Annotated in this window: 13 protein-coding genes and 2 pseudogenes; 2 read left to right on the forward strand and 13 right to left on the reverse strand. The window is 45.8% G+C overall.

Annotated features, from left to right (window positions below; all coding sequences use genetic code 11):
- Nucleotides 1–367: 367 nt before the first annotated feature.
- The 9 genes and pseudogenes from AN618_RS11420 to AN618_RS11460 all read right to left on the reverse strand — a co-directional run bounded on the left by AN618_RS11420 (nt 368) and on the right by AN618_RS11460 (nt 7,745).
- Nucleotides 368–817, reverse strand: a complete 450-nt coding sequence (locus tag AN618_RS11420) for a helix-turn-helix transcriptional regulator (RefSeq protein WP_157081742.1) — start codon at nt 815–817, stop codon at nt 368–370.
- A 70-nt stretch (nt 818–887) separates the two neighbouring features.
- Nucleotides 888–1,193 carry a hypothetical protein gene (locus AN618_RS11425; protein ID WP_066355254.1) on the reverse strand — a complete coding sequence of 102 codons (306 nt, stop codon included), beginning with the start codon at nt 1,191–1,193 and terminating at the stop codon, nt 888–890.
- A 64-nt stretch (nt 1,194–1,257) separates the two neighbouring features.
- Complete coding sequence (locus tag AN618_RS11430) at nt 1,258–1,668, reverse strand: secondary thiamine-phosphate synthase enzyme YjbQ (RefSeq protein ID WP_066355256.1); 411 nt, start codon at nt 1,666–1,668, stop codon at nt 1,258–1,260.
- 191 nt (nt 1,669–1,859) lie between these two features.
- Nucleotides 1,860–2,426 carry a hypothetical protein gene (locus AN618_RS11435; RefSeq protein ID WP_187694932.1) on the reverse strand — a complete coding sequence of 189 codons (567 nt, stop codon included), beginning with the start codon at nt 2,424–2,426 and terminating at the stop codon, nt 1,860–1,862.
- A gap of 245 nt (nt 2,427–2,671) precedes the next feature.
- The gene (locus AN618_RS11440; RefSeq protein WP_066355265.1) at nt 2,672–3,526 is read right to left on the reverse strand and encodes a DUF4349 domain-containing protein; all 855 of its coding nucleotides are present in this window, start codon (nt 3,524–3,526) and stop codon (nt 2,672–2,674) included.
- A gap of 300 nt (nt 3,527–3,826) precedes the next feature.
- A pseudogene (locus AN618_RS11445) lies at nt 3,827–5,534 on the reverse strand (ABC-ATPase domain-containing protein).
- Nucleotides 5,535–5,640: 106 nt separating this feature from the next.
- Nucleotides 5,641–6,033 carry an Asp23/Gls24 family envelope stress response protein gene (locus AN618_RS11450; protein ID WP_066355266.1) on the reverse strand — a complete coding sequence of 131 codons (393 nt, stop codon included), beginning with the start codon at nt 6,031–6,033 and terminating at the stop codon, nt 5,641–5,643.
- 76 nt (nt 6,034–6,109) lie between these two features.
- Complete coding sequence (locus AN618_RS11455; protein WP_066355276.1) at nt 6,110–7,453, reverse strand: replication-associated recombination protein A; 1,344 nt, start codon at nt 7,451–7,453, stop codon at nt 6,110–6,112.
- 16 nt (nt 7,454–7,469) lie between these two features.
- On the reverse strand, nt 7,470–7,745 hold the full coding sequence (locus tag AN618_RS11460; protein ID WP_066355268.1) for an acylphosphatase: 276 nt from the start codon (nt 7,743–7,745) through the stop codon (nt 7,470–7,472).
- A gap of 243 nt (nt 7,746–7,988) precedes the next feature.
- Here AN618_RS11460 and ltaE point away from each other — a divergent pair, with 243 nt between their 5' ends.
- Nucleotides 7,989–9,029, forward strand: coding sequence for a low-specificity L-threonine aldolase (gene ltaE / locus AN618_RS11465; protein WP_066355271.1), 1,041 nt, complete (start codon nt 7,989–7,991; stop codon nt 9,027–9,029).
- A gap of 2 nt (nt 9,030–9,031) precedes the next feature.
- Entirely contained in the window at nt 9,032–9,775 is a 744-nt protein-coding gene (locus AN618_RS11470) for a tRNA lysidine(34) synthetase (RefSeq protein ID WP_066355273.1), read from the forward strand.
- A gap of 76 nt (nt 9,776–9,851) precedes the next feature.
- Here the strand turns inward: AN618_RS11470 and AN618_RS11475 are convergent, their stop codons facing one another.
- From AN618_RS11475 to AN618_RS11490, 4 genes and pseudogenes are all read right to left on the reverse strand, one after another.
- Nucleotides 9,852–10,808 carry an ABC transporter ATP-binding protein gene (locus tag AN618_RS11475; RefSeq protein ID WP_066355278.1) on the reverse strand — a complete coding sequence of 319 codons (957 nt, stop codon included), beginning with the start codon at nt 10,806–10,808 and terminating at the stop codon, nt 9,852–9,854.
- 5 nt (nt 10,809–10,813) lie between these two features.
- Entirely contained in the window at nt 10,814–11,830 is a 1,017-nt protein-coding gene (locus AN618_RS11480) for an ABC transporter ATP-binding protein (protein ID WP_066355274.1), read from the reverse strand.
- Nucleotides 11,831–11,847: 17 nt separating this feature from the next.
- Nucleotides 11,848–12,780, reverse strand: a complete 933-nt coding sequence (locus AN618_RS11485; protein ID WP_066355275.1) for an ABC transporter permease — start codon at nt 12,778–12,780, stop codon at nt 11,848–11,850.
- A 9-nt stretch (nt 12,781–12,789) separates the two neighbouring features.
- A pseudogene (locus AN618_RS11490) lies at nt 12,790–13,242 on the reverse strand (ABC transporter permease); the annotation flags it as partial.
- Nucleotides 13,243–13,339: the final 97 nt, after the last annotated feature.

The raw sequence follows: 13,339 nt of genomic DNA on the forward strand, positions 1-13,339 counted from the left end.
AATGGCAATATAATACATCAAATTTATGTCACCTGGACTTACAATAGTGGTGAGGTCAGCTTAAAAAATTTTTTACCTACAAACTCTTGACACAGACCATAAATTTTTCTCTTCTTGACGAGAGCATATATTACCATGTATTATGTTTAGTTAAGTAGAAAAAATTGATTCTAAAAATAGTTCCTATCCCAAATTAATATTACATTTTCCACCCTCCTCTCTGCAGTTTACTATCCACACTCAGTTATGTTTCATTTTTATTCTATGCCATCTTGTAAAATTTGTAAATATACTAAGTAGTCCGTTTTTTTAGTCGATTTTTGTCAAATTTAATAGAAAATGCTATACGATTTGGCCGCCTATAATACTACAGTATATTCCCATCTAGATCTATTACCCCAGCTTTTATGGCGTTTAAGACTAAAGTTACATCGTTATCTGAATTGAATACATCGTAAAGTTTATATAAACGCCTTTTTAATGAACTTTCGGATTTATTTACTAATTCACAAATAGATTTTCTTGTATAACCACGTGCTAGATAAGATAATATTATTTTATCCGTATAAGTTAGTTTTCCTTGCCTATAATTATTTTCCCAACTTAGCAATAACCTCTTTTCTAGTTGATTCACAATATTCTTTAAGACCAAACCCTGGTTATTAATATTTTGTTCAATTAAACATGACAGGTTAAGATACGCTACTATGGTTGTATCATTATAATCCATTATAGGCATTGCAGTAGAATACCAATTTTTAAATAATTCACAATAATGATCTTCTCCGCATATTTCTACCTGCACTTTGTACTCCATAGCTAGATTAATCGCATTTGTTCCGCTATCTTCTAATTTTAAACTCGCTCCTTCAACAAGATTTATTTCTTTAAAATAAGTCTGTTAAATGATCATCATGTATCAGCTTTATCACATACCCCTCGATATCACATAGTATCAAAAAATAACCTATCTTAATTAATCCACTATAAACTAAATTATTCTGTATCATACTCTCTAAGATAGATATTATCGCCTTATATTGAGTTTTTTTAACATGAACCGATTCATCATTCAACACTTTTTTTAGTTTTTTTATTTTTTTTATTTTGGGATCCACTCCTTGACTAAATGCTTTACCGTAGGATATAAAGATTTCACGACACTCTTTTGTAACCTTAAGAATGTCATGCATCTTTATAATCTCCCTCCAAATGAATAAAAAGTTTTCCTCAACATGCAATATACCAGGTATAGAGCTACCTTTTCGAAGTCTCAGAGTTCACACACTTGACAATCACCTTCCTCTTCCTTGGTCCGTCGAATTCGCAGAAAAGCACACCCTGCCAGGTGCCTAAAACTGGCCTTCCGTCTTCTATCGCTAAAACTACCGAGCTTCCCACAAGAGTCGCCTTTATATGGGCATCAGAGTTTCCCTCGACGTGCCTGTAGTCACCCCTTTGGGGGATCAGCCTGTTCAGGGCGTTTACTATATCGATTTTTACATCATCATCGGCGTTTTCGTTTATGGTTATTCCTGCCGTGGTGTGGGGTACGAAGACAAAGCACAGCCCGTCCTTCACCCCCGATTCCGTTATGGCCCTCCGGACTTCCGAGGTTATATCCACCATCTGGGTCCTCACTGAGGTCTTTACATTGATTATTTTCATAACATCGCCTCCTAACCCGGTATCTATAAAGATAAAACCCCCCGGTCTTTAAACGACAAGGGGCTTATGGCGGTGGTAAGATGGGTTTTACCGGTTCCCACGTTTCCGTAAAAGAATTTGCAATCTTTTGGGTCCTGCGGTGGAAGCCCCTGCGGGAGTTTTATTTCATCAATATGTAGCTGGCAAAGGTCTTAAAAATTACGAAAATGATGACTTTGATTTTTAGAATGACGGGACAATTCTAACATAGTTTCAACCCAATAATTATCATGTATGTTTCCTAGCTCTTCTGGACTTTTACCTTCTATAGTGTTATTGATAACTGACGTCCAGAGTTCACTTACTTCTTTTGCATATTGAAACAGCTCTGTATTATCCTCATTTAAAGAAACAGAATAATTGCCGTTTGCATGCCTTTTTATATTCAGTAAGTAATACTGAATTCTCTCGGCTATATATGCTGTATAATCATTTATTTGTGAGGACTTTGCTCTACCCAAGGTTCTAACAAAATAATTTGCTTCCTGAGAATAGTTAATAATATTAGCGTAATTATAAATAAGCTGATCAACTTCCGATTCGGTAAAATACTTTTTGCTAAAACCTGATTGGAGAATTTCATTATTACTGAGTATTGAGGAAGATAGTAAATACATCGTTGTATATAGTTTATCGGAAAATAAATTTTCATATTTTATGTTCTCCTGTCTTTGATTATAAGCAAAAAAGCCTAATAGAATAGAGATAACTATTAACATAATTATGAAAAAATTTTTGTTCATTAATGCCACACCTCATCAAATATAGCATTTTAGTTTTTATATGAATAATACTCCAAATCCAAGGTTTTTGTTTTTATTCCACCCCAATAAAGATCATGCCCATTGCTTACATCATATGTCCACTTTACATAGAATTTTTTTGTACCAGGAGAACCCAAGGGGCTTATGGTGCCACCCTATTTCGGATTGTATGCTGCTTTTTATACCACCTGATATATTATTTATGCACCCTTGCCGGTATTTTTCTTTTTATATTTCAAATATACAACTGCGGAAATACCCGCAAGTATGATGTATGGCGAAAGCCACGCCAGAGTTTCTACTGCTGCGATCAATAAATTGAAAAACGATATCCATCCGTCTTTCAGTCTATAAAGAATACTCCCCATTGCATTCCCGGTCTCGGGATAAGCCGTCACCGGCTGATTTATTCTGATATTAATCGTGGAATAACCGGTGGCCCTGTCGAGATAGTTTATTCTTCCCTGAAGCCGCTCAATCTCGCTTCTCAATCTGGAAAGCTCATTCTCTATCCTCAATAAATCCTCTATTTTTTCTGCTTTGCCCAACAGGCTTATAAGCCTTTCTTCCTGCGCTTTCAGGACTTTAATCCTTGCCGAAAGGTCGATGTACTCTTCGGTCACATCCTGAGTGGAAATATTGTCGTAATTTACTCTCCCGAGCTGTTTAAGCCTTCCGAAAAATTCTTCGAAGCGATCTTGTGGTACCCGGACCACTATTTCACTCCAGATTTCCCGGTTTTCGTTTCTTGTTGAAGAACTCTGGATATACCCGCCGTACTCTTGAATCAGATCGTAAACCTGCGTTTCAGTTTTTTTCAAATCGTTGACCTGCAGATGAAGGGTGCCGTTTTTTACTATTTTCCTGTCAATGGTACCCGATAAGTTCTCACTTGCACCCTTGTGATTCTCTTTTATTGCATCCTGAACGACCATGCTGTTCTGCCCGTAATCGGGTGCAGCCGTTTGATTCTCACCGCTCCTTTGAGCTGGTTTTGCGCCGCAGCCTGCAAGGATAAAGGCGACGAGCAACATCACCACAAATATTTTTCTCATTAAAGCGCCTCCTGTCTAAAAGAGATCCCACTACCTTCGATCTTCAAAACCGCCATTTTCTTTTTTAGCCTTTCACTTCGATTCGGATGTTTTTACTCTCTCTTCATATACTTTCGCTAAAAAATACACAATTCCTCTAATTATTTTGATATTCCGGCATAATTTTTTTGATGATTAATATTCATTTTTCTTACTTGAAAATGCCGAAGAAAGACGCAGCACTTTTCGTGCTAGGTAGTAATTGCCAAAAAAAAGAGGCTTTTTTGCCTCTTTCAAGTTTGCAGTATTGACAAGTTTATTCTATTTCACCCTGAGCCCCCGGTACCTGTTAAGCCCCGCCGCCACTTCCTGGGGCCTCGGCATTGCAAGGTTCCCCGGATGTTTCCCGTAAAAGGGTGAAACGATATCGAGGCCGTATTTTTCTATATCGGCAAAGACCATTTCCACGATTTCCTTGAGCGTCCTCTTGCCGTCCACGTATTTTTCGACGGCGTACCTTATAATTTCGCCCACAGCGCTGGTCTGGCTGCGATCCACCAGCTGTTCCACGTAATCCATCTCTATGAATTTCCCGCCGTACTGCAGGGTATCCACGTCCCTGGATTTTATCTTCTTTTTGCCCCTGAGCTCTAGGCCTTCTTTTAGAATAACCCTCGGGGTTACCGCGATGGGGCCTTCCGTCCTCTCTACCCTGCGGTCGGTCTTTATTTCGGCGGCTATCCGACGGGCTTCTTCCGTTACGTCGTACGGCCGGTAATCTTGCATCTTTATCACGCAGTCGGCTACTTCAAAATAGTCCCCGCTCCCGCCCATGACGAGCACCGTTGAAATTCCAAGTTCCTCGTAAAGCTGCCTGACCCGGTCTATGAAGGGCGTAATCGGTTCCTTTTCTTTGGCTACGAGCTTTTGCATTCTCGCATCCCTTATCATAAAATTGGTGGCGCAGGTATCCTCGTCCAGCAAAAGAAGGCTAGTTCCTATTTCGACCGCTTCCATGATGTTAGCGGCCTGGGAGGTGCTGCCGCTGGCGTTTTCGGTACTGAACTTCCTGGTATCCTGCCCGTCGGGCAGGTTGGCAATAAACGGGCTTATGTCAACCTTTTCCACCCGGCGCCCGTCTTCGGCCCTGATCTTTACCGCGTCCCTCACGGTTATCACGAATTCCCTGCCGTCGCCGGGGATATGGTCGTAGACACCCCTTTGCAGCGCCGAAAGCAGGGTGGTCTTCCCGTGGTAGCCTCCCCCCACTATGAGGGTTACTCCTTCGGGTATGCCCATCCCCTCAACGACGCCGGCGTTAGGGAGCTCAAAAGAAACTTTTAGATTTTCTGGTGACTTGAAGGGCACCACCTTGTCCCCCCTCATGGGCCTGTCGCTTATTCCGCTTTCCCTTGGAAGGATTGAACCGTCAGCAACGAAAGCCACAAGGCGCCTTTTTTTCAGCTCTTCCCTCAGGTATTCCTGGTCTTCGGCAAGCTCCACCCATTTTTTTGCAAGTTCAGCATCTATATTCCTGTAAAGCAGGCCTTTTTCGGCAATCTCTGGCAAACTTGAAAAAAAACAGGGTTTCAGCTCCCCTGCCGTTGATTCTCCGCCCGAAAGCGGGAAGCCCAATGCTTATCCTCGCCTCTACGTAGTCGGGGCACACCTTTACCGCCGTACGCTTTAAAATCTCTTGCCCGCCTTTATCTATGTATATCTCTCCGCTTCTTCCCGTGCCGTTTACCCGCGGCAGTTCTCGGATAACCGCCGCCACCTCTCTTGCGAGGAAATCCTCCAGAGCGGTGGTCCTGACGGGGGTTTTATAGAGCTCTTGCGGAAAGCCGGCCCGCTTCATATCTACCCGCATCCTTACCCTCGAGGGTGCGGCGTATGGGTCTCCTTGGACGTGGTCTATGTAAAGCACAAAACCGCCGAAATCGTAGTCCCCCTGTAGTTCTTTATAAGCCTTGTATCCCTTGCCGTTGATCCTTGCGATGATTTTTTTCAGGTCTTCTTTGGCTCTCATCCTATCACCTCATAAAATATAATAACCAAAAATCGGGATTTTCGCAAAAAAAGGCAGCCGGTGTCTTTAGCCGCCGGCCGCCAGATAATTTCCGAAAAGTTAACATTTATAAGGGCTTCTCCTTTTTCTCCTCCTGCTGCACCTCTTCGGGTTTTACAATCCGGTCTATCACTATATCCACCTTTTCAACTTTGTAGCCGGTCAATGCCTCTACATCGGTTATTATCCTTTCCCTCACCTTGCCCGCCACTTCGGGTATCTTTACGCCGTAGACCACCGTAAGCTTAACTTCGAAGGAAACGGTACCCGGTCCCCCCTCTCCTTCACCCGGCTCGGTCTTTTTCACGGCAATCTGAGGAGCGAACCTTTCAGCGAAGATCCTGGTAAGTCCCGACAGACCCCCTTTTTTCTCCTCACGGAAAACATCCTCGATTTTCTTCATAGCTTCCCGGGCTACTTCTATGAATACATTTTCGCTGATGGTGGTCCTGCCATCCACGTCATGCACCCCCTTTTTTCGTTTATGTTTATATTATTTCTTCAACGCTTTCCAAATTCCTGTAATTTAACATAAATTATCCTAAATTTTTTTGCCTTTTCTTTAATTCCTCCAAAAAACGCTTCCGATTTTTAAAACTTTTTTCCATGCCCTGCTCGGTTGGGATATAATATTCCTTTCCCTTTAAATTCTCAGGAAGGCAGTCCATATCAGCTATTTTGTCCTCGTAATCGTGGGCGTATTTATAACCCCTGCCATAACCTAGTTCTTCCATGAGCTTTGTGGGAGCATTCCTGAGGTGCAGCGGCACTCCTTGAGCCAGGGTCTCCAGGGCATCTTTTTTTGCCCTATTATATCCGGTGTAAAGGGAATTGGATTTCGGAGCAAGAGCAAGATAAACCGCAGCCTGGGCCAGGTTCACGCTGCATTCGGGCATACCTATAAAATGTGCAGCCTGGTATGCCGCCACAGCCTGCTCCAGTGCTTTGGGGTCCGCAAGGCCTACATCTTCCGAAGCAAAACGGATCATGCGCCTTGCCACATAAAGCGGGTCTTCACCCGCCTCCAACATCCGGGCAAGCCAGTATAAAGCCGCATCGCTGTCGCTGTTTCTTAGGGACTTGTGGAATGCGGAAATCAGGTTGTAATGTTCCTCTCCCTTTTTATCGTAAAGGAGCGTCTTCCTCTGAAATGCTTCTTTCAACACCTCCTCGGTTATCCGAATGATCCCCTTTTCGTCGGGCACCGCACTCAAAGCAGCGATTTCCAGGGTGTTCAGGGCAACCCGAGCATCGCCGTTGGCAAAATTCGCTATTTTGTAAAGCAGTTCGTCTTCTACCTGTATTTTCAGATTTCCCAGGCCCCTTTCCTCATCGCAAAGAGCTCTTTTCAGCAATATCATGAGGTCATCGGGAGAAAGGGGGTTCAGGACGAAAACTTTCGCCCGAGAAAGCAGTGCGGAATTAAGCTCAAAGGAAGGGTTTTCCGTGGTAGCGCCGATAAGGATTATGTCGCCCCTTTCCACATAGGGCAGGAAAGCGTCCTGCTGGGATTTGTTAAACCTGTGAATTTCATCTATAAAAAGCAGGGTCCTCTGTCCGTACCGCCGGCGCTCCCTTGCTTCTTTCATAATGTCCTTTACTTCATTTATCCCCGAAAGCACGGCGCTGAAATTCACAAATCTCGCTCCGGTTTTATTGGCTATCAGCATGGCCAAGGTGGTCTTCCCCACCCCCGGCGGACCCCAGAGTATCATGGAAGTGAGCTGGTCGCTTTCTATCAATTTTCTAAGTATCCTGCCTTTTCCTAAGAGGTGGTCCTGTCCCACGAATTCATCGAGGTTTCTCGGGCGCATCCTGTCGGCCAGCGGCGCGCTTTTTTTAATCTCACCGTCGAATAGCGAGCTTTGCTCGAAATTCATTGTTTTCACCTTCCGGTTAAAAAGCAATTTCAAACCTTCGATATTTCCCTTCCCACTCCGACCATTCTAGTTCTACTTTTTCGACCCTCGCCCATCTAATTCCCGTTTTTACGTATTCTATCAACTCATTTATCAGGTCCTCTTCCCCTTCGGCCACCAGCTCTACGCTACCGTCGGGGAGGTTTTTTACAAAACCCGTAAGCCCAAGCTGTGAAGCTTTTTTTTGAACCTGATACCTGAGGCCTACGCCCTGCACCAAACCATATATTAAAGCCCGGACCTTTTTCTTCATAGAACCCCTCCAAACATCTTTTTGATTGATTATACATAAAAGTACCGCCCATTGCAAGAGAAAGCAGGATTTAAGCGTTTGGTGCAGAATTTATTTATAACTACATAATTAATACATAATTAAAAGGCGGACGACAGGAGCGCCTTAATACCGCCTGCTGGGAGTGGGCGCTCTTTTAAACGGCGGAAAATAAATAGCCCAGCCTCAGGCTGCTTTTCGCAGCTTGAGTAAAGTGGAAGAGACATGGAAAAACTCATAGACCTAAGAAGCGATACAGTCACCCTCCCCACACAGGAAATGCGCGAGGCCATGTACCGGGCCGAAGTGGGGGATGACGTTTACGGCGAAGACCCGACGGTAAAAAAGCTGGAGGAAATGGCTGCCGAAATCACCGGGAAGGAAGCGGCCATGTTTGTAACCAGCGGCACCCAGGGCAACCAGGTATCGATAATGACCCACACCCATCCTGGCGATGAAATTATCTTGGAAGAAAAAAGCCACATCTTCACCTACGAAGTGGGCGGCATAGGTTACCTTGCGGGGGTGCAGGCCAGGACCCTCCCGGGGAAAAAGGGCGTCATGGACCCCTCCGAGATAGAGGCCGCCATAAGGGAGGATGACATACATTTTCCGAAAACCAGTCTGATCTGCGTGGAAAACACCCACAACAGGGCGGGCGGTACCGTGATCCCCCTCGATGTTCTGAAAAGGACCTACGAAATTGCCCAAAATCACGGCATCCCGGTTCACATGGACGGGGCCAGGATCTTCAATGCCGCTACCTACCTCGGCGTCCCCGTAAAGGAAATTGCAAAATACGCCGACAGCGTGATGTTTTGCCTTTCCAAAGGTCTTTGTGCTCCGGTCGGCTCCATCGTTGCAGGAAGCAAGGAATTTATTAAGCGGGCGAGAAAATTCCGCAAGATGCTGGGCGGTGGACTGCGCCAGGCCGGGATTCTCGCCGCCGCCGGGATAGTCGCCCTGGAAAAGATGGCGGGAAGGCTGAAAGAAGACCACGAAAACGCAAGGCTCCTTGCTGAAGGCTTAAATGCAATTCCGGGCATCTTTATCGACATGGAAACGGTCCAAACCAATATCGTAATCTGCGACATATCCGGCCTTAAAATCAACGCCAGTGAGTTTGCAAAAAGGCTATTCAAAAAGGGAATAAAAATTAACGGAGGTTCGGGATATTTAGTCCGGTTCGTCACTCATTACGGAATAGAAAAAGATGATATTTTAAGGACCATAAAGGCCGTAAAGGAAGTAGCCGAGGAGAAGTAAGCATGAACAGAAACTTCGGAAAATGGTTTCTCACAAGGGTCAAAAAAGCCATCATCGATTACAACATGATAGAAAACGGCGACAAAATTGCTATCGGGGTCTCCGGCGGCAAGGATTCGTCGGCTCTGCTCTTCATCCTCGACCTTTTGAGGAAATATTCGCCCTGGAAGTTCGACATAATTGCGGTAAACGTGGATCTGGGGTGGGAGATGGACCTTACTCCGGTCATAGATTTCTGCAGGCAAAGGAATATTCCATTCGAAATGGTGAAAACTGACATAGCCCGGGTGGTATTCGATATAAGAAAGGAACCCAATCCATGTTCTTTATGTTCCAGGATGAGGCGAGGTGCTTTGGACAGCGCCGCTGTAGCATTAGGGTGCAACAAAGTGGCTCTAGCCCACCACGCCGACGACCTCATAGAGACCCTCTTTCTAAATCTCATTTTTACCGGGCGGTTTGAAACGTTCGAACCAAAAACTTACATGTCCCGCAAAAATGTCACTTTGATAAGGCCGCTGATTTATCTTAGTGAAAAAACCGTAAAGTCTATCGCTAGATCTCAAAACCTGCCGGTTATAGAAAGCCCCTGCCCGGCTTCAGGCACAACCAAGCGCGAGGAAATGGGAAAACTCCTCGACCAGATGGACCAAATTTTCCCCAAAGCCAGGGAAAATATCCTCGCAGCCATAAAGCGCAGGGATTTTTTCCGTCTAAACAACTCACCGCATGAAAAAGCTGAATAATAAGAAGTAGAACAAAAACCGGCTGGCAGTATAAAAATCGATTCCAGCCGGTTTTTACTCTTTATTAATCAAGTTTTTAGTAAAGGTGGCAAGCCACAAAGTGGTTTTTCTCCAATTCTTTGAACTCCGGCTGCTTTTCGGTGCATACGGGCTTTGCGTGCCTGCACCTTTTCGCAAACCGGCAGCCTTCAGGAGGATTGATGGGACTCGGCACATCCCCTTCCAGCAGTATCCTCTTCTTCTTCCTTTCGGTTTCAGGGTCGGGAATCGGGATTGCCGAAAGCAGCGCCTGAGTGTATGGGTGAAGTGGGCTTTTGTGCAGGTCCTCAGACGTCGCGAGTTCCACCACCACACCCAGGTACATGACCGCTATCCGGTCGGAGACGTACTTCACCATGCTGAGGTCGTGGGCTATGAAAAGATACGTAAGCTTGAGTTTTTGCTGCAGTTCCATGAGCAGGTTCACAACCTGCGCCTGTATCGAGACGTCCAGTGCGGAAATAGGCTCGTCGCAGACTATGAACTTGGGTTCCACGGCGAGTGCCCTTGCGATACCAATTCTTTGCCTTTGCCCGCCGGAAAACTCGTGCGGAAACCTGTTGGCGTGCTCCTTGTTCAGCCCGACCAGGTTCAAAAGCTCGTATATCCTCTCGGTACGCTCTCTGTTCTTGTAAAGGCCGTGGATATCAATGCCCTCGCCTATTATGTCGGCCACGGTCATCCTGGGATTCAGTGATGCGTAAGGGTCCTGGAAAATCATCTGGGCCTTGCGGTTAAACTCTCTCAACTCCTGGCCCTGCAATTTGTGCACGTTTTTACCTTCAAAAAGCACCTCGCCCCCTGTAGGCTCGTAAAGCCTTACTATGGTCCTTCCCAACGTAGTCTTGCCGCAGCCGGACTCGCCCACGAGACCCAGGGTCTCCCCTTCCATTATCTGAAGATTCACGTTGTCAACTGCCTTCAGCACCGCACCCCGGCCCACGTTGAAGTATTTCTGCAGGTTTTTTATTTCAATGAGAGGATTTTCTGCCATCGACATTATAAAGTCACCCCTTTTCCTATAGGAGGTTTAACTTTTGGAGCCATGGGATGCAGCAGCCAGCAGGCAGCGCTGTGGCCGTCGCTCACCGGGAAGTCCTCGGGATACCTTTCGTAACATATCTTCATGGCGTATTCGCACCTGGCTGCGAAGGCGCAGCCCACCGGAGGAGCAAAGAGGTCTGGTGGAGTGCCATCGATAGATGCCAGCCTTTTACTCTTGTCCAGATCCGGGGTTGGCACCGACATCAAAAGGCCCCACGTATAGGGGTGGCGTGGATTGTAAAATATATCGTCAAGGCTGCCGCGCTCGATTATCTTACCAGCATACATGACCAGCACACGTTCAGCCAGATTTGCCACAACTCCCAGGTTATGGGTGATTATGATAATAGCCGTATTTAACTTTTTCTGCAGATCCCTCATGAGGTCCAGGATCTGCGCCTGTATCGTGACGTCCAGAGCCGTCGTCGGCTCATCGGCAATAAGCAGTTTGGGGTTGCAGGCCAGCGCTATAGCTATCATCGCCCTCTGCCTCATTCCTCCGCTGAACTCGTGGGGGTACTGGTCAACGCGTTTTTCCGCATTGGGTATGCCCACCATCTTCAGCATTTCTATGGCCTTTTCCCTTGCCTGCTTGGGGTGCATTTTCTGGTGTTTTATAAGACCTTCCGCGATCTGGGCGCCAACCTTCATGGTCGGATTCAGAGATGTCATGGGGTCCTGAAATACCATGCTGATTTCGGAACCCCGGACGTGTTCCATTTCTTTTTCTGATAGCTTAGTTATATCTTTGCCGTCAAAGACAATAGTCCCGTTTTTAATAACCCCAGGCGGCATTGGTATGAGCCGCATTATAGCCTGCATTGTAACGCTTTTCCCGCAGCCGGACTCGCCGACTACGGCCACCGTTTCCCCCCTGTCCACATGGAAGGAAACGCCCCTTACCGCTTTGACTTCCCCCGCATAGGTCTTGAACGAAACTTCCAGGTCTTTTACTTCGAGCAGTCTTTCCACCTTCTGCCACCTCCCATCTAGCTGCGAAGTCTCGGATCGAGGGCGTCTCTCAAACCATCACCAAGGAGATTAAGAGAGAGCATCGTTGTACTTATAAAGAATGCAGGTATGAAAAGCTGGTACGGATATATTCTGAAAGTTTGGGCACCGTAAGCTGCCAGCTGACCCCAGCTCGACTGCGGGGGAACAACCCCAAGACCTATAAAGCTCAGGAAAGCCTCGCTGAATATGGCACCCGGTATAGACATGGTGAGGTTTACCAAAATCACGCCCATCGTGTTTGGTATCAGATGCCTCCAAATTATTCGCGCATGGCTTGCTCCGAGTACTTTCGCTGCCAGCACGAATTCCTGCTCTTTTAACTGGAGAATCTGTCCGCGGACAAGCCTTGCCATACCAAGCCATCCACCAACAACCAGTGCCAGGATTAGCGGCATGATACCCTGTCCGAGCACGACCATCATCAGTATGACAATTATCATATACGGAATAGCATACATGATATCCACAAACCTCATTATAACTAAGTCAATTTTACCCCCAAAATAACCCGAAATGCCACCTACTAAAACACCTATTACCGCGTTCAAAAGCGCCGCCACAAAGCCAATCATTAAGGATACCCTTGCTCCCATCCACGTGCGTGCCCACAAATCTCTTCCCAGCGAATCCGTCCCAAACCAGTGCTTTGCCGATGGCGGCTGGTTACTTTCGGACGGGTTTGTAGTCCTGTAGTCGTATGGAGTCATATAAGGTCCAACTATTGCCATTAAAGTATAAAGCAGAATTATTATTAACCCCAGCATTGCAACTTTATTTTGCTTTAACCTTCTCCATGCATCCTGCCAGTAGGTAATGCTAGGCCTCGTTATTGCCTCCATTTCCTTTATATTTTTGCCTACATGGGTAAAAAGTTCCGGAGAAAGTTCTCCTGCATTATTCTGCATCATCTTCACCTCCTATTTTCCTGCGATCCTGATCCTCGGGTCAATAATACCGTAGATAATGTCAACTATGAAGTTCGCTGCAATTAAGAATAGACCGTAAAATACTGTCATCCCAAGCACCATCGAGTAGTCTAAGTTTTGAATGCCTAAAATGTAGAATTTCCCAAGCCCAGGGATCGCAAAAATTTGCTCTATAACAAATGTGCCAGTGAGAAGTGTAGCTGTCACAGGGCCGAGGACGGTAACCACCGGCAAAATAGCATTTCTTATTTGATGTTTCCATACTATTTGGGTCGGTGAAAGGCCTTTGGACTTTGCAGTCTTAATATAGTCCTGATTGACCACATCGAGCATACTTGCCCTCATAAGCCTTGCCATCAGTGCGATGGAACCCAAGCTTAAAGCAAACGTCGGCATTATTGTATAAGCAAAACCTTTCCACTGAGCAACCGGTAAAAGCTTGAGGTCTGTGTCAAGAGTTTGTAGGTAAAAAATTTTTTAAGCTGACCTCACCACTATTGTAAGTCCAGGTGACATAAATTTGATGTATTATATTGCCATT

This window comes from Fervidicola ferrireducens, assembly GCF_001562425.1.
Lineage (GTDB): Bacteria > Bacillota > Thermosediminibacteria > Thermosediminibacterales > Thermosediminibacteraceae > Fervidicola > Fervidicola ferrireducens.